We start from the raw sequence: 20,633 nt of genomic DNA on the forward strand, positions 1-20,633 counted from the left end.
TCTGTACACTCAGGATTAAAGCCATGCGCCGTTACCCCAACCCATTTTCATCTCAGTATCTTCCACTGCTTTTAACCCTGGCCCTTCTGGCCGCCTCACTGACCTGAAAGATCCAAGATGAAACGACCACCCCTGCCTCCATTCACGCTTGAAACAGCTATTCAGAAAGTACGAATGGCTGAGAATGCTTGGAACAGCCGTGATCCGGATGTCGTTACGCCTGCCTATACTGATGACAGCCGATGGCGGAATCGCGCAGAATTTCTGGCAGGTCACGCCGACATCCATGCCTTCCTGACCCGCAAATGGCACAAGGAGCTGGAATATCGACTGATCAAAGAACTGTGGGCCTTTTCAGGAAACCGCATTGCGGTGCGCTATGCTTATGAATGGCACGACGACAGCGGTCAGTGGTTCCGATCTTATGGCAACGAAAACTGGGAGTTTGCCGAAGATGGCAGAATGGCGCATCGCCATGCCTCATTGAACGATCTCCCGATTACCGAAGGCGAACGGCTGTATCACTGGCCGCTCGGGCCACGCCCCGATGACCACCCCGGCCTGTCTGAACTGGATCTTTGAAAGGACACACAATGCCCCGCGCTTTTTCCGAACTGACCTTTACCCCAGCCGTCCGCGCCCATCAGGAGCGTATGGGTTCAGCCGCGTCCTATTCAAAGTTCATTGCAGGCGGCCCACAGCAGGGTCATCAGATCGGTGACGCCGAAAAGGCATTCATCCAAGCGCGGGATGGGTTCTATCAATCCACCGTTTCCGAAACCGGGTGGCCATATGTACAGTATCGCGGCGGACCGATCGGATTTCTGAAGGTGCTGGGTTCGACCACTATCGGATATGCCGATTTTTCTGGCAACAAACAGTATATTTCTCGGGGAAATCTGGACGGCAACGATCGGATCGCAATGATCCTGATGGACTATGCCAACCAACGTCGCCTGAAGATTTTGGGGCGGGTTGAGTTCACCGAAGGTGAAACTGCGGCAGCCAGCTTGTACCCGGAGGACGCGGATGCTCCGGCAGAACGCGCCGTTCTCATCCGGGTCGAAGCGCTAGACTGGAATTGTCCGCGCCATATTACGCCCCGGTTTACCGAAGCTGAGCTGCGCCCCCACCTTAACACACTAGGGCAACAACTTGCTCAGCTACAAAACGAAAATGAGCGCCTTAAGCAAGAGCTGGCCAAGCGGGCATGATCAGTCCCGATGATCCGCAATACCGAAAGTAATTTTAGAAAAAAGGTTTGTTTGTCATGCTACGATCAGCATTGAATGTTGCCGCCATAGCACTGGTTGGCTGCGCGTTTTCAATTGCCATTATGATGTTTGGTTTTTTCGCATCACCAGAAGCCGTACGAACATCGCCGCCCTCTCTCTACAATACATTGTTGCTGGATCAGCTAAAGCGGCAATAAAAGGCCCTCGGCTCAGTCGTTCTGGGCAGAAGCAGCCATCGCCTCAATACCCGCAGTACAAAATTCAACAAGCTGATCGATGCCACTCAACTCTCCGCCTTTGGACAAAGCTTCCACTCGCCAAGCACTGTTCAGATGAGCCAGCACAGCCGATACAGAGTAAATCTGCCCGCTTGCCAACAAGGCGGGATCGACGCCGGGATACAAGTCTGAAATCTCCGCGATGAACCTTTGCGCCGTCGGATCAAAACACTCGGCTGCAATTTCGCGCCAGCGTGGATCGACCGAAACATGTGCCACCAGACGCCCATAAGACATCCATCCGGGTCCACCTGCCTCGGCCAGCGTCACATAGGGTCTGATGAAACAATCCAGAATTTGGCGCACGGTCAGCGCCCCTTTGGCTTTCGCCTCAGTCAGTGCCGCAATCCTGAGACCGGCCAGTTCGTCTGCACGACGCGCAACGGTTTTATAAAACAGCTCCTCTTTAGTGCCGCCGTGATGCTGCACCAGTCCGACCTGCACCCCCGCCTTTGCCGCAATATCGCGGATTGATGCCCCCTCGAATCCTCGTTCCGCAAATAGGGTTTCAGCCGCATCCAGAATCTTTGCCCTGGTCTGCAGTGACCGCTGCGATGGCGCTCTTTTCCTTGGTTTTTCGGTGTTTTTCAGAGTCATAATTTTCATCTTGCCTTATTTTATACGATCGTTCAATTTAAACCTCAAGAACAGGGGAGGGTTCATGACACAATCACGTGAGGCATTCGCCTTGATCGGGGCGGGTCCAATGGGGCTGGCTGCGGCTAAGGTTCTGAAAGAACAGGGCATCCCCTTTCAGGGGTTCGAGCTGCATTCGGATGTGGGTGGTTTGTGGGACATCGATGGACCCAAATCGACCATGTACGAAACGGCGCATCTGATCTCATCCAAGCGGATGACCGAATTCGCCGACTTCCCAATGGAGGATGCGGTCGCTGAATACCCATCTCATCGTGCGATGCGCGACTATTTTCGCGCCTTTGCAGACAACTTTGGACTGCGCGACCACTACAAGTTCAACACCGAGGTCACCAAAGTCTCTCCTCTGGGTGCACCCGGCGATGGCTGGCATGTCAGCTGGCGCGATCAGGAAGGTGAGCATGAAGCTGAATTTGCCGGAGTTCTGATCGCCAACGGCACCCTGTCCGAGCCCAACATACCGGAATTTCCCGGCACCTTTGATGGCGAGCTGATCCACGCGTCAGAGTACCGCTACCCCAGTCAGTTCGATGGCAAACGGGTGCTGGTTGTCGGCGCAGGAAATTCGGGCTGCGACATTGCGGTGGACGCCATTCACCACGCAGAGCTTTGCGATTTGTCGATGCGGCGCGGCTATTACTTTGTTCCCAAATATGTCTTCGGCAAACCTGCTGACACGATGGGGGGCATGATCCGCCTGCCTATGTGGCTAAAACGCAAAGTCGACAGCTTGATCCTTGGCTGGTTCGTCGGCGATCCGCAGAAATACGGTTTTCCCAAACCGGACTATAAGCTCTACGAAAGTCACCCAGTGGTGAATTCTCTGGTGCTTTATCACGCGGGCCACGGCGATTTGCGCATTCAGCCTGACATCGACAAGATCGAGGGCAAAACGGTCCATTTCAAAGACGGCAGCAGCGAAGATTACGACATGATCCTCGCCGCAACCGGATACAAGCTGCATTACCCCTTCATCGACCCGAACCTGCTGAACTGGCAGGGCGATGCACCTCATCTCTATCTCAACTCCATGCACCCGGAACGCGATGACCTGTTCGTTCTGGGCATGATCGAAGCAACCGGATTGGGCTGGCAGGGACGGCACGAGCAGGCCGAAATGGTGGCGCGCTACATAAAAGGCATTCGGAACGGCTGCCCCGTCGCTGCTGAGCTGAAAGTCAAAAAACAAGAAAACTATGAGCGCGCCACCGGAGGCATGAACTACCTCAAGGTCGCCCGCATGGCCTATTATGTCGATAAAGCGACCTATCGCAAAGCGGTTACCGGCTGGATCGAACGGTTCAGGAAAGCCGCGACATGACCGGCATCGACGAGATTACGCTGAACTTCAGCCCCGCATCGTTGACGCTGTTGAACGCGATTTTGGCGATTGTGATGTTCTCGATTGCCATTGATCTCACGCCTCGGGATTTTGACCGCCTGCGTCGAGCGCCAAAACCTGTTGTTGTCGGGTTGGTTTCTCAGTTTGTCGTGTTGCCCGCTTTGACCTTTGCTCTGGTCTGGCTTGTTGCACCACGCCCGTCGATTGCACTGGGCCTGATCCTTGTTGCGGCGTGTCCCGGCGGCAATATCTCGAACTTCATCACACATCGGGCTGGTGGGAATGCGGCCTTGTCCGTTTCAATGACCGCTTTTGCCACCGTCGGTGCGATTGTCATGACACCGTTCAACATCGCCCTCTGGGGCGGGCTGTATCCACCAACACGGGAAATCCTGCAACAAACCCAAATCGATCCGGTCCAGATCGCGATCATCGTCGGGCTGATGCTGATCCTGCCACTGGTTCTGGGCGTCACTCTGAACCAGCGCCGCCCGGACCTGACCGCGCGACTGCGGGTACCGCTGCAATATCTTTCAATGGGCATCTTCGTGGCCTTCATCATACTCGCTCTGGCGGCCAACTGGGGGTTCTTCCTGAGCTACGCCGGAGCTGTCGCCGGGCTTGTGATCCTTCACAATGCATTGGCTCTGGGGGGCGGTTGGGTCGTTGCCACTCTGACCCGGCTGTCCCCTTACGACCGCCGCGCCGTAACCATTGAGACGGGCATTCAGAATTCAGGCCTCGGGCTTGTATTGATATTCGCCTTTTTCCACGGGCTGGGGGGAATGGCCGTGGTCGCAGCGTTCTGGGGAATCTGGCATGCGATCTCAGGCTTAGCGTTGGCATCCGTCATGGCCAGAACCGAGGCTGCACAATGACACGTATCCTTATCACCGGCGCTGCGGGCATGGTAGGACACGCACTTCTGTCCGAGCTGAAAGACCACCAGGTTTTTGCCACCGACCTGCATCGCCCGGACTTCCTGCCGGATGAAGTCACCTATCTGCGGATGGACGTCACAACGGGTGAACCCGCACGGGTCATCTCGAAGGTCAAGCCAGACGTCATCGTGCATTTGGCATCGATCGTCACCCCTCCGCCGAAGACGGGGCGCGAAACTGCGTATGCGGTCGATGTCGAAGGAACGCGCAAGGTCGTAAACGCGGCCATTGCCAATGGTGTCCGACGGCTGGTGGTCACCTCGTCTGGTGCCGCGTATGGATACCATGCCGACAACCGGGTTCCGTTGCGCGAGCAGGATCCTCTGCGCGGAAACCCTGAGTTTCCCTATTCAGATCACAAGCGACAAGTCGAGGAGCTGCTGGCCGAGGCACGAAAGCTTGCGCCAGAACTCGAGCAGGTTGTTCTACGTGTCGGTACGGTGCTGGGCGAAGGTACAGAAAACCAGATCACGGCATTGTTTCACAAACCCCGACTACTGGCGGTGTCAGGTAGTGAAAGCCCGTTTGTCTTCATTTGGACCCGCGATTTGGCCCGCATTCTCAAACGTGCAGCGACCGACGGACCCGCCGGCATCTATAACGTGGCCGGAGATGGAGCGCTTGGTGTCAGTGATCTGGCCAAAGCTATGAACAAGTCCGTTCTGCGCTTGCCGCCCTGGTCGCTGAAGGCTGCCCTCTCGATCGCACGTCCGCTTGGGTTGTCGCGCTATGGCCCCGAACAGGTCAGGTTTCTGCAATACCGCCCTGTTCTGGACAATACCGCTTTGAAATCCGAATTCGGCTATACGCCCGAAAAGACCAGCGCCGAAGTTTTTGATCTCTGGAAGCAGCAGGCAGGCCTATGAAGACAGCAGTGATATCTGGTGGAGCCGGCGGATTGGGTCAGGCCTTGTCAGCGGCGCTGCAAGCGCGCGGATGGCGCGTTGTGTTGCTTGACTTGGACGTGTCAGGTTTATCGGCAACGCCCTCGCAGCTGCCGATCGCGTGCGACCTGACCAAACAGGATCAACTGGCCAACGCTGTCGAAGAAACCATCGCCACGAGCGAAACGATCAATCTGGTTATATACAACGCAGGCATCACGCAAATCTGCAGGTTCGATCAGTCTGATGATGCAAGCCACCGCAAAGTATTCGAGATCAACTATTTCGCGGCCGTCGCCATGGCGCGTGCGTTTCTTTCAGAAATTCGCGCATCCAAAGGTACCCATTTGGCGATCTCTTCGGTGGCAGGATTTGCACCCTTGTATCATCGTACTGCTTATGCTGCGTCCAAACACGCTTTGGAAGGGTTCTTTAAATCGCTGCGATCAGAAGAAAAACCGCATGGCGTTCAGGTCCATCTCGCGGCGCCTTCTTTTGTTTCGACCAATCCGGGCAACGCCGACAGGCAAGCAGATGGAACGGCGCGTCCGGGATCAGCGGCGGACGGGATGGATGAAATGAGTCCCGCAGATGCAGCAGCCACCATTTTGCGTGGTCTGGACAAATCGCAGCCATCCATACCTGTCGGACGGGTCGCACGGCTTGCATGGTGGCTCAATCGCCTGTCCCCGCGCCTGTACCAGCATTTGATGGAGCGAAACATTCGCGGGCAGTGAGACCTTAGAGACACTTGGCGGTGGCACAGTTCAGCCACCTGATTGACGCCAGTGCAGGCGATGATCGCCCGAATTACCCAATTCAGCAGGATCTTGGTCGTAAAACGTGACCCGGGGTTGCCCTTTGGCCCCAGCTTTGCTTTGTCTCTGCTGAACAATCCGGCCTGCTGCAAAGCAGAGGGAGAGGCCGGACAGCGGAGAGGATCACCAAATGGCAAAAGTCGCGTTCCTTGGCCTGGGCGTCATGGGTTATCCCATGGCCAGTCACCTGCAGGCAGCGGGTCAAGAAGTCACTGTTTATAATCGCACTGCAGCCAAAGCCGAAGCCTGGGTTGAACAACATGGCGGTGCGATGGCTATGACACCGGAACAAGCGGTACAGGGTGCAGAATTCGTTATGGCCTGTGTTGGAAATGACGACGATCTGCGAATGATCTGCACTGGTGAAAACGGTGCCTTTGGGGGCATGTCAAAGGGCGCAATTTTCGTCGATCACACCACAGTTTCCGCAAAAGTTACACGCGAGTTATACGATGCGGCCGCCGCGCAGGGCATCGATTTTGTCGACGCGCCGATCTCAGGTGGTCAGGCCGGGGCTGAAAACGGAGTGCTTTCGATCATGTGTGGTGGCGATCAGGCGGCTTATGACAAAGCCGAGCCAGTGATGCAGGTTTATTCGAAAGTCTGCCGCCGTATTGGCGACAGCGGAGCGGGCCAGATGACCAAAATGTGCAATCAGATTGCCATCGCTGGTGTCGTTCAAGGTCTAAGTGAGGCTATTCATTTCGCTGAAAAAGCAGGGCTGGATGGCCGCGCAGTTGTCGAAGTCATCAGTCAGGGCGCTGCTGGCAGCTGGCAGATGGTAAACCGTCACGAGACCATGCTGGACGACCATTTCGACTATGGCTTTGCAGTGGACTGGATGCGCAAGGATCTTGGTATCTGCCTCGATGAAGCCAATGAAAACGGCGCTTCGCTACCGGTCACGGCGTTGGTCGATCAGTTTTACAAAGACGTGCAGAAACTGGGCGGCGGGCGTTGGGACACATCCTCGCTGATCAAACGGCTGCGGGCGCTGGACTAAAGGACACTCAGGCTGATGAGCGATTTGACAGAATTCTGGGCAGGCGCCCTGCGCAGGCATTGGGGTCACGAAGCCAAGCTGACGCGGCTGGATGGCGAATATGACCTCAACTTTCTGGTTCAGGCAACCAATGGTCAGGACTATGTGCTAAAGGTCATGCGGGCAGATTGCGAAGCTGAGTTCGTCGATCTGCAGGTGAAAGCCCTTGAACATATCGCGACAGAAGCGCCTGGATTGCCATTTCCCAAGGTGTTTCCTGATCTGAAGGGAAATCTGCTGCCCGGCATCGAAGATGAGGCGGGCCAAACCAGATTGGTCTGGTTGCTCGAACGCCTGCCAGGGGAATGCTACGCAAAAGCGGCCCCCAAACGGGAAGAGTTGATCCTGAAACTGGGGCGTACTCTTGGCGCCACTGGCCGCGCGTTGGAACGGTTCTCGCATGACGGCCTGCATCGCTCGGATTTCAAATGGGATCTCGTTCAGGCTGGCTGGATCAATGACAAGCTGGATGCGATTGCAGATCCCGACAGACGATCTTTGCTGCAGGAAATCGCCGACGGGTTTGCTGCGATATCCGGCAAGCTGACCGAGCTGCCGAAACAAGCCATCCACAATGATGCCAACGACTACAATATCCTTGTCGAGGGCGAATTGGGGCAACGGCAGAGCATCTCTGGCCTGATCGACCTGGGCGACATGTGCGCAGCGCCACGCATCTGCGATCTGGCCATCGCCGGGGCCTATATCGTTCTGGATCATCCAAAGCCCGAGCGCGCCTTGACTGCACTGGTACGTGGTTATCACGCAGCCAACAGGTTGCGACCGGAAGAAGTTGACCTGATCTGGCCTCTTCTGCGCATGCGACTGGCCGTTTCCGTCGTGAACTCGACACTGATGGCGATCGAAAACCCCGAAGATCCTTATGTAACCATCAGTCAGGCTCCGGCTTGGCGCTTTCTGGAGAACACATCGGTCAATGGCGGCCTGATGCCCGCGCGCCTGCGAGCCGCCTGTGGGTTGCCGGTGACGGATGGTGCTGAACGCATACACGCCTATCTCTCCGAACACCGTGGTCAGTTTGCCCAAATGTTCGGACAGGACCTGAGCGACACTCCAATGGGCTCACTGTCAGTTGAGAACTCAACGTGGCCGCAAAACCCGTTCCACATGCCGTTGGAAGAGGCTGCGCGCGTGGGTGAAGAGTTTGGCGATGGTCTGTGGCTGGGCTATTACAGCGAGCCGCGTCTCATCTATGCCGAGCCCGGATTCCGCAAGGGACCATGGAAAGCATCCGATCGCCGGACGGTACATCTGGCGGTGGACGTGTTCGCACCGGCAGGCACTGTGCTACACGCGCCGATGAGTGGCCGGGTAGAAGTTGTCGAGAACCGAGACAGTCACCTCGACTATGGCGGTGTCGTGATCCTGCATCACGAAACGCCCGAAGGTGATCCGTTCTATACGCTCTACGGCCATCTGGACCCAGAAGTCTGCGACCGTCTGAAACCCGGCGACCCTGTGGCACAAGGTGCGGCCTTTGCCCGGCTTGGGGATGCCAGCCAGAATGGCGGCTGGGCTCCGCATGTACATTTCCAACTGGCGCTCACGACCGTTGGAATGGAAGCTGACTGGCCTGGCGTTGGCGATCCGGATGAGATGTATCTGTGGCACGCGGTTTGCCCAAACCCGGCGGCGCTGCTGAACCTGCCAGATGACAAGGTTTTCTATCACCCGACGGACAAGCAGGCGATCCTGCAGGGACGGCACGACCATTTCGGTGGAAATCTGTCGTTGACCTATGACGATCCGGTCATGCTGGTGCGTGGTTGGAAACATCATCTGTTTGATGAATGGGGCCGACCCTATCTGGACGCCTACAATAACGTCCCGCATGTGGGTCACGCTCATCCCCGAATTCAGGCTGTTGTTGCAGATCAGCTAAAGCGTATGAACTCGAACACCCGATACCTGCACCCGGCGCAAACCGCGTTTGCCGACAAGGTATTGTCAAAGCTGCCCGATCATTTCGAGGTCTGCTTTTTCGTGAACTCGGGTACAGAAGCAAACGAACTGGCTCTGCGTCTGGCCCGTGCTCATACCGGTGCGAAAGGGATCGTAACGCCTGATCATGGCTATCACGGCAATACCAATGCTGCGGTGGCGATCTCGGCCTACAAGTTCAACAAGCCGGGCGGAATTGGCAAGGCCGATTGGGTCGAGCTGGTGGAGGTTGCAGACGACTATCGCGGATCGTTCAAACGCGACGATCCGGAACGTGCGTCAAAATTCGCTGATCTGGTGGATCCGGCGATTGAAGCGCTTCGCGAACGGGGTCAGGGTGTTGCTGGCTTCATTGCTGAAACCTTCCCTTCGGTGGGTGGTCAGATCATTCCACCCAAAGGGTATCTGCCAGCGGTCTACGAGAAAATCCGCGCTGCCGGAGGTGTCTGTATCGCCGATGAGGTTCAGACTGGCCTGGGCCGGTTGGGTGAATATTACTTCGGTTTCGAACATCAGGGGGCACTGCCGGATATCGTCGTCATGGGGAAACCCATTGGAAACGGTCACCCGCTGGGCGTTCTGGTCACGACCAAGGCGATTGCCGACAGTTTCAACAACGGGATCGAGTTCTTTTCGACCTTTGGCGGTTCAACCCTGTCCTGCCGTATCGGCAAAGAGGTTCTGGATATTGTTGATGACGAAGGCCTGCAGGACAACGCAAGCGCGATGGGTGCACGCCTGATGGCCGGTCTACGCCAAATCGAAACCGAGTACGGCTGTGTTGGCGATGTGCGGGGCATGGGGCTGTTTCTGGGTGTTGAGCTCACTAATCCCGATGGCTCCGAAGGCACCGAAATCTGCAAATACGTCAAGAACCGGATGCGCGATCATCGCATTCTCATCGGCAGCGAGGGGCCAAAGGACAACATCCTTAAAATCAGGCCACCTTTGACCATCGAAGCCGAAGACGTTGACATGATCCTTTGGGCCTTGCGCGATGTTCTGAGCGAGGTTGGGGCGTTCGAACCCGCCCTGGCCTGTGACCATGATCACCATCACGCAGGATGTGGCTGCTGCTAAAACTAAACCCCGGCTCTTGTGGGCCGGGGTTTTGCGATCTTCCTGTCAGTGCAACACGGTCGAGGGGGTTTTGTGCCCGGTTGTTGGCAGCGGTATCGCGGTTGTCATTCGACGTAATGCAAGCCCAAGCTCTTCGGAAAGCGACGCCAGTGCCGGAGCGAAATCTGGGCGTACGATAAGCGAGGCCATCATCATGGCATCCTCGCGCGCACCTTCCGAGGCGGCTGCGATCATCTGGGCAAAGCAGTTCTCGTCAGCACCCAGACACGCACAACCAAGCCCATGACGTACCAGCGGGCGGCGTCCGTGATGGGCACACAGCGAGCACAAACGATCAAGTGTCAGCATTGCTGCACGTCCCTGATCCGCGCCCAGCGCGATATCGAAATCGCTGGCCGCATCTGCCCGCCCGTCGACCCCTTCGCTCCACAGTCGCAGATACATGACTGCACCCGCCTCCAATGGGCTCAGGTCGGATAGCCGCCCGACGGCAGCTCCGCCGCGTGAGTTTGGAGCGCTCATTTTGTCAGGATCAGTTTACCGGCGCGGGTGATGCGCAGAGTGTAAAGCTGGTCGCCCAACTCGATATGGGCCAGGTTGCCACCTTTAGTCAGATCCTCGGCCTTGTGGGAAGGAAGCATAGAAACCGCATAGGATTGGCTGGGGTTCGGGTTCTGCGCGTTCATCGGGACATCTCCAGGGCTGTTCAGGCGAAACGCCTTATCTGTTCGCATTCACTGATCTGGCTGACCCTGGATTGGGTTGGCTGTTGTTTCATCGCTTAATCTGATTAAAATAGTAAGGTATGTCAAGGCCTGGATTTTGCTTGCGCAGAAACTTGCAATTTGCGCCTGTAGTTTGAATGAGTTACGCCTTGTTAAACAGGTGGTAGAGGCGTGCAAATAGATGTCAGCAGCAATCGTATTCGACCTTGATGGTACGTTGGTAGACAGCCTTGCTGATCTCGCCGGAGCCGTGAATCGCATGTTGGGCGATGTTGGGCACGCGCCATTGCCTCAAACCATTATCGGGCGATTCGTTGGAAATGGCCTGCCCAAGCTGGTTGAACGAACAATTCGCCATTGCGATATCGACATGAACCGCCATGGTGAGCTGACGAAGCTGACCTTGGATCACTACAACAAAGCATCCAGTGATCAGACCGTGCCCTATCCCGGCGTCATGGAAGCATTGGCAGAGTTACGCGGGCAGGGACACCGCCTTGGTGTCTGCACCAACAAACCTGAAGAACCGGCACGCCATGTGTTGAAAGCACTGCATCTCGCCCATCACTTTGATGTTGTTTTTGGCGGTGACACACTGTCCGTCCGCAAACCTAACCCCAAGCATTTAAACGAAACTTTTGATGCGTTGGGCTGCTCAGGGCCCAGACTGTTTGTTGGTGACAGCGAAGTAGATGCCGAAACAGCCAAACGCGCCGAGGTACCGTTTCTGCTGTTCACAGAAGGGTATCGCAAGTCACCAGTAGCTGAAATTCCGCATACTATCAGTTACGATGACAGCGCCAAATTGCCTGCACTTGTTGGCCAATACTTGGCAGGAACGGATTAACCCAATCCGAAAATTGTTTTGGGCAACGGCCAGTTTTCTTATGTCAGAAGGTTTTTGAGGGGCCGGCTGAGGGGGTAAGATGCCAGCCCCTCATCGGGGAAAGTGGTTGGTCAGGAATGACCCTGTTAAGATCAAGATAGCCTGCAGCGCCGATGCGCGAAATTGGGGGATTCCCGTAGGCGGGCATTTTTTCTGACAGAAAGGCCCGAGGTCCTTATCTGCCAGCATCGTCTTCAAATCCGGTTTTTTAGCTCAGATGTGACTGCTGAATTCCAGTTCAGAAACACTGCAGTTCGATGGCGACCGACAGATTTGCGCGGCAGCGCGCGCAATAACCAGTTCCTCGTTCGTCGGAACAACCATGACCTGGACCCGAGAGAGCTGGGTTGAGATAACCCGTGCGCTGTCGGCGTTCGCGTCGGGGTCTAATTCAATCCCCAACCATCCCATATCCGCACAGATACGCTCTCGTACCAGAGACGAATTCTCACCGATGCCCCCGGTGAACACAACCGCATCCAATCCGCCCAGAACGGCGGCAAGCGCCCCCAGTTCACGGCGTGCCCGGAAATTGAAATAGCTGATCGCTTTGCGTGTTGCCGGAGTATCCGCTTTCTCGAGCGTGCGCATATCATTTGACAGACCCGACATCCCAAGCAAACCGGACTCGCGGTACAGCAGTTGGGTTATCTGGTCGGCGGACATGCCCTTTTGCTCCATCAGATACAGGACAACGCCCGGATCCAGCTGCCCGCATCGGGTTCCCATCGGCAAACCATCCAGAGCCGAAAACCCCATGCTCGAGCCGACAGAACGACCGCTGATCATGCCACACATCGATGCCCCGTTCCCAAGATGAGCAACGATCACGCGACCGCTGTGCAACAGGGGCGCATTCTTGGCCATATGGTTCGAAATGTAATCATAGCTGAGCCCATGAAACCCGTAACGTCGTACTCCCATGTCATAATACTCGGCGGGCAGTGCGAAGGTGTCATTAACCCACGGATGATTGCGATGAAACGCAGTATCAAAGCACGCAATCTGAACCGCGTCCGGAAACCGCTCCATCGCTGCGCGGGCTCCGGCGATGTTGAACGGCTGGTGCAGCGGCGCAAAGGGTGAGAAACGTTCAAGGTCCTTCAGACTGTTCCGTGTCAACAGAACCGGGCCGTCATTGTCAGGTCCGCCATGCACGATGCGATGTCCAACGGCTGAAATGGTAACGCCCGGAAACTGCCGAACCACCAGATCCAGAACGTGGTCGAGCGCGCTGTGGTGATCTACAATCGCCTCGGACGTTTCATCAATCAGGTCCCGGCCATCCAAGGCCGTCGCCTGAATATGTGCAGCCGGGCTGCCAATGCGATCAACTTCACCTGTACATATCGCCTCGGGCTCGTCCCCCTGCATCGAGAACAAACCAAATTTCAGAGAGGACGAACCCGAATTCAGGGTCACAACATGGGTCATCAGATCCGCTCCGCCATTCGGGCAGCGTGCAACGCCGCGACCGCGCATGAGGCCAACCGCGCCTTGTCGTCATCAGCCCTGCTGTTCAGGATGATCGGCACCTTAGCCCCCAGCACAACGCCTGCCCCTTCGGCATGCGCGATGTAAGTCAATTGCTTGGCCAGCATGTTCCCGGCATCAAGGTTAGGCACCACCAGAATATCCGCCCGGCCAGCCACTTCGGATACAATTCCCTTGGTTCGGGCTGCGGCCAGACTGACCGCGTTGTCCATTGCCAAAGGTCCATCCACAAGCCCGCCTCGGATCTGACCCCGCTCGGCCATCTTGGACAACAGCGCCGCATCTATCGACGATCTGATGGCAGGGTTCACCGTTTCAACTGCTGACAATATTCCGGCCTTCGGAGGCTCGATACCGATTGAGATGGCCAGGTCGATGGCGTTCTGGGTAATGTCGATCTTTGTCTCAAGATCAGGTTCGATATTGATCGCGGCATCCGTCACCAGCAAAGGATGCGGCTGTCCCGGCACGTCCATGACGAAAACATGAGTGAACCGCCTGCCCGCACGAAGACCGTGCTCCTTGCGCAAAGCGGCGCGCAACAGATCGTCGGTATGCAGATGTCCCTTCATCAGGGCTTGGGCACGCCCCTCGACAACCAGATCGACAGCTACACCTGCGGCATCAAAGTGATCCCGCACCGGCACGATCTCGGCATTTCCCAATGGCAAATCTATCTCATGTGCCGCCGCTTGGATCTTGTCGGGATCACCGACAAGTATCGGATCAATTATCGTCTCTTTCGCAGCCAGCAAGGCGCCACCCAGTGAATTCGGCTCCTCTGGCGCAACCACCGCGGTGGCAATGGGTGGCAGGGGACGAGATCGATCCACAAGTGCATCAAAGTGCCGGTGTCGCTGCACCACCAGACCGGGTACTTCGATGTCACTGAACGAAAGCTCTTTCTCCGGTGCTATCACAACTGCATTACCCGTTACGATTACAGCGCCATCGTCAGGACGGATGACTTCCGTATCCATTACAACCTCGCGGTTATCGCATTTCCGGGCAACGGTTACCCGCGCCAATAATTCATCACCTGCATGGGCACGATCCACGAACTCGAAACTCTGCGATTTATACAAGGTGCCCGCGCCGGGAAGGATGTTACCAAGCACCGCCGAGATCAGCGCCCCAACGAACATCGCCGGCGCGATGGCTTCGTTCACGGTATCCCCGTCGCCATCTTCATTGGCCAGATGGAGTGGATTGTGATTGCCCGAGTTTGACGCAAACACGAAGAAATCATCCTCTGTGCAAATCCGTCTTAGCTCGGCGCTGTCGCCGACCTTGAGCTGGTCATAGGGTTTGTTGTGATATCTCATTTTTGGTCGTTACCCGACTGAGTTTTAGAATCTGTCCGGCACAAGTTATCTTGCCCGTGTGATAATTTGTTGATCCAGGCCAATGCCTACGTACATTTCGGCAAACAATTGGAATATCGTTCTGCCAAGAGAGCAATTTTCAGCTTTTTATTGCCTTGCTGAAACCAAGTCGCCAATGACGTGAAGTCAATAACTCCCAGGCACTTTTCATTCCGGTCGGACCGAGACTAGCGACAACTGGTTCCAGTCACTTTTGGTAGAAGAACGACAGTTTACGACTCACACCGCCCGGCGGCGGTGGAAAGGGAGATGCTCTGCGAACCTGATCCTTCGCAGCACGATCAATCTCCGCCGAACCCGAGCTGTCGACAACATCAACCCAGGCCAAGGTACCGTCAGGATTGATTTCGAAGAACACCTGAGCAAACCCCCGGGCCGACACATAAACAACCGGGGTCCGGTTCAAATGGACAAGCACCTCGCCAGCATAGTTCGTGACGTCCGAGTTACCGGGCCCGCGCCCCCCCGACGCAGTTCGGCCCGTTCTTTTCTTGAAGGCATCAAGACCCTCTCGCTGATAGGCGCGCAGTGGCGATTCAATCACCTCTTGAGGAAAGCGCAGATCATCAAACTTTTTTGAACCTGAAAATGCACCCTGTGGTTCTGTTGACGGCGGGCGTTCCGGAAGACGTGGACGGATAGAAGAGACCACCGCCTGCTCCGATGCTTCTGTCTCAGGTTCAGTTGATGCGTCAGGAATTTCGGGATCAACTGCCTCATTTTCGAGCGGAACAACGGGGACCGGAGGGGCTTCGGTAGCAGGCAAAGCTGCAAGCGCCTCTGGCTCAGGGGCCGTGGCAGGCGGAATTGCGTCTGGGTCACCTTCGGGTATTTCAACGACCTCGCCAGTTTCGGCCGGGGGTGTCTCAGTTGCACTGTCGCTGGCCTGTTCCTCGGCATCCGGTTGATCTGCTGGCTCTGACGGCTGAGGCTCGGGCGCTTCTGGCTGAACAATCGGAGCGGACCCTGTATCAGGGGCATAAACGCGTTGCGGATCCGGTGATGCGACCAACGCTTCACTTGTAGGAATTTCAGCCGGTTCAGGTTCTGGCGGAGTTTCAACAGGCGGCTCTGGCTCCGGCACCTCGGCGGGTTCGGGCTCGACTGGCTCGGCAGGCGTTTCGGCAAGATCTTCAAAGGTGTTGTTCAATTCGACTGTGTTCGGCTTGGCCTGTTGAGAAGACCTCTCGGCCAGACCCGACGAAGTGGTACTAAGAGCCAAAAGATGCACCACCAGCGACAGCACGATGGCTAAAATCGCAACAAAGGCGGACTTCCGGATCATTCCAGAGCCTGCCGGGTCACAAGAAACACCGAAGAAGCACCCAATCGGCGGAGAGCGCTTGTGATTTCAACCAAACGAGGGCCGGAAGCATTCCGGTCAGGAACGATCCGCACCGGGCCCGTACCGTGACCAATCATGTATGTATCAGGATCGGTCGGCAGGCCCCGAAAGCTCAAAGTTCCGTCCTGATGCAGGACCAGAGCGTCCGGCGGCTCACGACCCGCAAGCTCGGAGGTATCGACAAGATCCAGATCAGGATCGAGGGGTGGCGCAACCGTACCCGCGATCAGAAAGAAGATCAGCATCAGGAATACGACGTTGATCAGAGGGATTGTTGAATCGCGTTTGCGGCGTGGGCGAAGATAGCGGATCATCTGCTCACTCCAGCACCGTGACCGTCAGCCCGTCGCGCCCGCGCAACCGAACCAAAAGATCCACCAATCGCTGTGCCGATGTCTCCTCGTCGAGGCTGACAATAACCTGACCAGTCTCGACCTGCGCCTCTAACTCCTCCAGCGTTATTGGGGTGCCGTTCAGCATCAGTCGATCCGCGCCCAGTTGCACAAAGGCACGCTCAGCAGGTGTGTCAGATGACGCGGCCCCGGATGTTGCGCTTCCCAGTTCGATTTCACCGAACTTTGAAAACGTCGACGACAGCATGAAGAAGAGCAAAAGCAAAAAGATTACGTCGATGAGAGGTGTCATCGACATTGGACGCCGGACAAAGGGCGCTTTGTTACGCATGCTCAGGCGCGGCTGAGTGGCCTTCAGCGCCCGCCGCTTTGTTGAGTGACTGGCCTGGCACCAGAATGGTGCGCAGTGCTTTATCCGCAAACACCCTTTCGCGCGCCGTTCGGCTTTCGAACCAAGACAGAACCATCGAGGTCGGCATGGCGACCGCAAGCCCCACAGCAGTGGTAACCAGAGCAACCCAGATACCGCCTGCCAACAGGGATGGATCAACCGAAGAGCCCGCTGACTGAAGGCTCTGGAATGCATTGATCATCCCGATAACCGTGCCGAACAAACCAAGCAATGGCGCAAGTTGTGCAATGGTGTCGAGCAGACGAAAACCGCGTTCTAGCCCCGCAAGCGCTAGCCCTGCCTCGGCATCCAACCGATCATCAATGCCGGGCGTATCATACGCATCCATCGCTGCCCCCACGATGGGAGCAAGATAGCTGCTGCTTTGTTCAAGGCGTGCACGCGCCGCGCCTCGGTCACCCGCATCCCAGGCTGCCAGTGCATCGGAAAGCACGCGGTGCCGACCGACACCACAGGCCGCAAACTGCCAGAGCTTGTATATAGCGACTGCAAGTGTCAGCACTGACATAACAATCAGAATTGCAACGACCGGCCCGCCCAGCGCAAGGATTTCCCGGAGTGAAACAAGTGGGTTCATCTGAAGAGCTCCACATCTACCCGGCTGCTCAGCGACAGCGCATCACTGCAAATTTCGCTTTCTGTGCCATCCACAAGACAGGTACCGGTATCGTTTATCAGCAAACGACCCATGTTGTCGCAAGTCGTATCTGGTTGAACAAACTGACGTACACGATGCCGGTCAACCGGTAGTTCACCCATATTATAGGTCACCAATTTCTGGACACTTCCCAAGGCATCGAACACCACAATCTCAAACATGACGTCTTCGATCGTCACTTCGGTTTTATTCGATACCAAAAACGTCAACAGGCAACCCCTGTCGATATCCTCAACCGTGTTTAGCTCGACCGAAAGATCAGGCGAAGGCTGTTCTGCGGACTGCGCCAAGGCAACAGCCGGGATCGCAGTGGCGAACAGTGCCGCAAAAGCGAAGCGACGAAACAACATTACTGGCTCCCAATTGCTTACGCGAAATTTGAAGGCCGGCGATGCTCCGCAGGCGCTTGTTCCCTCATATCTGAGACAGCTGGTTCGTAAAAGGCCCGCTGCAGGCATTGTGATTTGATGATTGCGCAATTTCTTGCCTGATCGACCCGCCCGCACCCGATTGGCCTCTACATCTTAGTGATTACAATACATTGCATGATATCTAGGGCGTCTTTCAATTTGTGCAAACTATGGGGCGTCACCAAGGACACCCCACAGGCCGCCATCGTGCAATCAGTCCAAGGCGACTACGGCCTCGACCTCGAACAACATGGGATCAATCGCGAGTTTCGGCACCGGGACCAGCGTCTGTGCTGGTAGTGTGTCTCCAAACATCCCCACGACATGCTTGGTCAACGTCGCCAACTTCGACATGTCATGGTCAACCACATACACCGTAAGCTTAACCACCCGGGAGACGTCCGAACCGAGTGCTTCAATCACCGTCCTCAGGTTGGTATAGGCCTGAGCAACCTGAACATCGAAATCCGGAGACAGCGCACCGGTTTCGTCCTGTCCGCCCTGCCCCGAGATAAAAGCCAAACGACCGGAAATCGGGGTGATCACCGCGGTGCTGTAACCGTTGGGCGTCGGATCGTGAAGATGCGATGGATTGACGATGACCGGCGTGTGCTCTGATGTTTTAGCTGTAATCCGATCCTGATGTGTCATGCTGTTTCTCCTTGCTGAGTAATCGATGACCTCGCATATAGAAAGAAACGGTGTCACAATCTGTCACCATATATCTGGATTGCTGAAAATGGATATTCGGTCCCGCCAAGAAGAGATTGTTCGTACCCTGCGGCGTCAGGGAACGTCGACTGTAGACGAGCTGACCAACGCGGTCGGCGCATCGAGACGCACGGTTCTGCGCGATATCAGTTCTCTCCGGGATCAGGGGTTTGTTATCCATTCCGAATGCGGCCGGGGTGGTGGCCTGCAGCTTGACCCGCAATCCGTTCAGACCACGGCACGTCTGTCAGTGACCGAAGTCTTCGCACTTCTCATCAGCGTCGCGGCAATGCGAGCGGCGCGCACCTTACCCTTTTCCGACCTCGCCGATGCCGGGCTAGCAAAAATCGAAAAGGCCCTGCCTGCTGATAAAGTCAAGGATCTGCGCAGTATTCTGGATTGCCTGCATGTCGGACAGCTATCCCCCAAACAGGACATCGGGGATCTGGGTTCGATCGACCCCGCATTGTTGCCCGCATTTGAGACGACGTTCCTGCAACGGCGTCATTTGCGATTTAGCTATCGTGACGCCAAAGGCGTGATTTCACACCGCGAGGTGGAACCGCAGGCGATGCTGATCCTGCCGCCTCTGTGGTATCTCGTGGCATGGGATCCTGCCCGAAACGACTTCCGCCATTTTCGTATGGACCGCATCAGCGAACCCATAGTCAATGAAGAGTGGTCATTTCGCCGACGGCACGTACCATTCGAAAATGATGTCTGCCCTTTCAACGATCTCAATCGCTGACCGCGCGCGTCCGATAGGGCAAACCTGCTCACGGGGAAGTGCGCACGACCCCATCAGCAATCCATTGATCAAAAATTGCCAGTGCCTGTTCAGCAAATGCCGCATCATTGATGTGACAATCCAGCTCGACCCTTGAGACATTTTCCGGGCAGGTCTTCCGAAGCTCTTGCATGAACACCTCCAGACCTTCGGGGTCGTTCAGATCTTCACCGGGGCGGTCCCACTCACCGCATCCACCCAAAGGCATGATCAGAGTCGTTGGTGCCTGTGATTTCGCCATCTGCTCGGAATGCGCCTGCGCCACGGCACGGCGTTCTTCATTGTTCAGAACGATCGATCGGATCAACCGGTTGTGATCATGACGTGGGTGATTGACCCATTTCTCGGGCAGATCGTCCCAGCCGACGATATCAACCAGATCATAACAGCCGGGTGCCACGATCTGCGGGGTTCCTGCCAGTCCCGCATTCGTCAAACGATCCGCCCCGGCTGAAATACGGGATCCGTGGATATGATTGCCCAGTTCCTGCGTACAGAAATCCATCACACAGGCGAATGCACCTTGCGCTGCAAGGCTCTCAAACGCGCGACCGCCCATGCCTGTGGCATGAAACACCGCTACTTCGAAACCCCGCGCCTCAAGAGCAGGCTTCAGTGGCACCATGTATTTCAGGGCAGATTTGCCCAGCGATGTCATACCGATAAGCGGTTTGTCACTTTGCGGCCTTTCCACCGCTCGAACCGCACCCAACACCGCACCAGCCGCCTGAGACAGCGAAGATTTACACACCGAGTTCAACCCGTAGAGTCCCCCGGCCCACAGGATCATTTGCACGTCCGCTGCCAGACGTGCGGGCGGCATCAAGGGGGAGAACGAGACGGTGGAGACGATGAATTTCGGCACTCCCAACGGCAGCGCTGCAGTGGCATCAAGCGCAAGGTCAGTACCCATGGAGCCACCCAGTATGATGATCCCGTGAAACCGCCCCTCATCATACAGACGCGCAACCAATGCAGCGCATCCGCGCGCCATGATCTGCATTGCAGTGTTTTCGTCACCCGAAGCAATTGCTTCGGCAATCGATGATCCACCTTCTTCGGCGACATCATGTTTGGAATAGTCGGTGGGCGCAGACGGGTCACCCAACACGCTCACATCCATGGACAAAACCTGCCCGCCCTGCCCCCGGATGCAATCTGCAAGATAGTTCAGCTCATCATCCTTGGTGTCATATGTGCCGACGATCAGGATTGTCTTGTCGCTCAT

General features: G+C 56.2%; 22 protein-coding genes. 10 read left to right on the forward strand and 12 right to left on the reverse strand.

Translation table 11 applies throughout. The features are described 5' to 3' along the window. Positions 1 to 117: 117 nt before the first annotated feature. Positions 118 to 582: a nuclear transport factor 2 family protein gene (locus ACR0IO_RS21885; RefSeq protein WP_480744776.1), complete on the forward strand. Its 465-nt coding sequence runs from the start codon at positions 118 to 120 to the stop codon at positions 580 to 582. Positions 583 to 593: 11 nt separating this feature from the next. After that, complete coding sequence (locus tag ACR0IO_RS21890; RefSeq protein WP_480744780.1) at positions 594 to 1,214, forward strand: pyridoxamine 5'-phosphate oxidase family protein; 621 nt, start codon at positions 594 to 596, stop codon at positions 1,212 to 1,214. 230 nt (positions 1,215 to 1,444) lie between these two features. On the opposite strand, the gene ACR0IO_RS21895 is transcribed toward ACR0IO_RS21890, so the two are convergent. Next, positions 1,445 to 2,119, reverse strand: coding sequence for a TetR/AcrR family transcriptional regulator (locus ACR0IO_RS21895; protein ID WP_480744783.1), 675 nt, complete (start codon positions 2,117 to 2,119; stop codon positions 1,445 to 1,447). Positions 2,120 to 2,174: 55 nt separating this feature from the next. Between ACR0IO_RS21895 and ACR0IO_RS21900 the strand changes: the two genes are divergently transcribed. The 6 genes from ACR0IO_RS21900 (at position 2,175) to ACR0IO_RS21925 (ending at position 10,239) form a co-directional block, all read left to right on the forward strand. Continuing rightward, the gene (locus ACR0IO_RS21900; RefSeq protein ID WP_480744784.1) at positions 2,175 to 3,491 is read left to right on the forward strand and encodes a flavin-containing monooxygenase; all 1,317 of its coding nucleotides are present in this window, start codon (positions 2,175 to 2,177) and stop codon (positions 3,489 to 3,491) included. Next, positions 3,488 to 4,390 carry a bile acid:sodium symporter family protein gene (locus ACR0IO_RS21905; RefSeq protein WP_480744786.1) on the forward strand — a complete coding sequence of 301 codons (903 nt, stop codon included), beginning with the start codon at positions 3,488 to 3,490 and terminating at the stop codon, positions 4,388 to 4,390. The genes ACR0IO_RS21900 and ACR0IO_RS21905 overlap by 4 nt, the downstream gene beginning before the upstream one ends. Beyond that, positions 4,387 to 5,319 (forward strand): SDR family oxidoreductase, encoded by a 933-nt coding sequence (locus ACR0IO_RS21910; RefSeq protein WP_480744788.1) that lies wholly within the window; start codon positions 4,387 to 4,389, stop codon positions 5,317 to 5,319. Before ACR0IO_RS21905 ends, ACR0IO_RS21910 begins: the two co-directional genes overlap by 4 nt. Next, the gene (locus ACR0IO_RS21915; RefSeq protein ID WP_480744791.1) at positions 5,316 to 6,074 is read left to right on the forward strand and encodes an SDR family NAD(P)-dependent oxidoreductase; all 759 of its coding nucleotides are present in this window, start codon (positions 5,316 to 5,318) and stop codon (positions 6,072 to 6,074) included. The genes ACR0IO_RS21910 and ACR0IO_RS21915 overlap by 4 nt, the downstream gene beginning before the upstream one ends. Before the next feature lie 157 nt (positions 6,075 to 6,231). Beyond that, positions 6,232 to 7,158, forward strand: a complete 927-nt coding sequence (locus tag ACR0IO_RS21920; RefSeq protein WP_480744850.1) for an NAD(P)-dependent oxidoreductase — start codon at positions 6,232 to 6,234, stop codon at positions 7,156 to 7,158. Between the two features lie 15 nt (positions 7,159 to 7,173). Beyond that, positions 7,174 to 10,239, forward strand: coding sequence for an aminotransferase class III-fold pyridoxal phosphate-dependent enzyme (locus ACR0IO_RS21925; protein WP_480744793.1), 3,066 nt, complete (start codon positions 7,174 to 7,176; stop codon positions 10,237 to 10,239). Between the two features lie 45 nt (positions 10,240 to 10,284). Here the strand turns inward: ACR0IO_RS21925 and ACR0IO_RS21930 are convergent, their stop codons facing one another. Both ACR0IO_RS21930 and hemP read right to left on the reverse strand, forming a co-directional pair. Then, positions 10,285 to 10,761, reverse strand: a complete 477-nt coding sequence (locus tag ACR0IO_RS21930; protein WP_170337056.1) for a hypothetical protein — start codon at positions 10,759 to 10,761, stop codon at positions 10,285 to 10,287. Next, a complete protein-coding gene (gene hemP / locus ACR0IO_RS21935) occupies positions 10,758 to 10,925 on the reverse strand; it encodes a hemin uptake protein HemP (protein ID WP_155143008.1) in 168 nt (55 codons plus the stop codon). Before hemP ends, ACR0IO_RS21930 begins: the two co-directional genes overlap by 4 nt. Positions 10,926 to 11,145: 220 nt before the next feature. Here hemP and gph point away from each other — a divergent pair, with 220 nt between their 5' ends. After that, a complete protein-coding gene (gene gph, locus ACR0IO_RS21940) occupies positions 11,146 to 11,811 on the forward strand; it encodes a phosphoglycolate phosphatase (protein ID WP_480744795.1) in 666 nt (221 codons plus the stop codon). A 252-nt stretch (positions 11,812 to 12,063) separates the two neighbouring features. On the opposite strand, the gene ACR0IO_RS21945 is transcribed toward gph, so the two are convergent. The 8 genes from ACR0IO_RS21945 to ACR0IO_RS21980 form a co-directional block, all read right to left on the reverse strand. Continuing rightward, entirely contained in the window at positions 12,064 to 13,284 is a 1,221-nt protein-coding gene (locus tag ACR0IO_RS21945; RefSeq protein ID WP_480744798.1) for an acetate/propionate family kinase, read from the reverse strand. Then, complete coding sequence (locus ACR0IO_RS21950; RefSeq protein WP_480744800.1) at positions 13,284 to 14,669, reverse strand: bifunctional enoyl-CoA hydratase/phosphate acetyltransferase; 1,386 nt, start codon at positions 14,667 to 14,669, stop codon at positions 13,284 to 13,286. Before ACR0IO_RS21950 ends, ACR0IO_RS21945 begins: the two co-directional genes overlap by 1 nt. Positions 14,670 to 14,916: 247 nt before the next feature. Then, complete coding sequence (locus tag ACR0IO_RS21955; protein WP_480744803.1) at positions 14,917 to 16,014, reverse strand: energy transducer TonB family protein; 1,098 nt, start codon at positions 16,012 to 16,014, stop codon at positions 14,917 to 14,919. Beyond that, complete coding sequence (locus ACR0IO_RS21960) at positions 16,011 to 16,388, reverse strand: ExbD/TolR family protein (RefSeq protein WP_155142921.1); 378 nt, start codon at positions 16,386 to 16,388, stop codon at positions 16,011 to 16,013. Before ACR0IO_RS21960 ends, ACR0IO_RS21955 begins: the two co-directional genes overlap by 4 nt. Positions 16,389 to 16,392: 4 nt before the next feature. Then, entirely contained in the window at positions 16,393 to 16,758 is a 366-nt protein-coding gene (locus ACR0IO_RS21965) for an ExbD/TolR family protein (protein ID WP_480744807.1), read from the reverse strand. After that, complete coding sequence (locus tag ACR0IO_RS21970; protein WP_480744810.1) at positions 16,751 to 17,416, reverse strand: MotA/TolQ/ExbB proton channel family protein; 666 nt, start codon at positions 17,414 to 17,416, stop codon at positions 16,751 to 16,753. Before ACR0IO_RS21970 ends, ACR0IO_RS21965 begins: the two co-directional genes overlap by 8 nt. Next, the gene (locus ACR0IO_RS21975) at positions 17,413 to 17,847 is read right to left on the reverse strand and encodes a hypothetical protein (RefSeq protein WP_480744813.1); all 435 of its coding nucleotides are present in this window, start codon (positions 17,845 to 17,847) and stop codon (positions 17,413 to 17,415) included. Before ACR0IO_RS21975 ends, ACR0IO_RS21970 begins: the two co-directional genes overlap by 4 nt. Positions 17,848 to 18,120: 273 nt before the next feature. Then, complete coding sequence (locus tag ACR0IO_RS21980; protein WP_480744815.1) at positions 18,121 to 18,558, reverse strand: RidA family protein; 438 nt, start codon at positions 18,556 to 18,558, stop codon at positions 18,121 to 18,123. An 88-nt stretch (positions 18,559 to 18,646) separates the two neighbouring features. Here ACR0IO_RS21980 and ACR0IO_RS21985 point away from each other — a divergent pair, with 88 nt between their 5' ends. Continuing rightward, on the forward strand, positions 18,647 to 19,366 hold the full coding sequence (locus ACR0IO_RS21985; protein WP_480744817.1) for a helix-turn-helix transcriptional regulator: 720 nt from the start codon (positions 18,647 to 18,649) through the stop codon (positions 19,364 to 19,366). A 28-nt stretch (positions 19,367 to 19,394) separates the two neighbouring features. On the opposite strand, the gene ACR0IO_RS21990 is transcribed toward ACR0IO_RS21985, so the two are convergent. Beyond that, entirely contained in the window at positions 19,395 to 20,633 is a 1,239-nt protein-coding gene (locus tag ACR0IO_RS21990) for a Tm-1-like ATP-binding domain-containing protein (protein WP_480744821.1), read from the reverse strand.

Source organism: Ruegeria sp. CE12 (assembly GCF_056537525.1).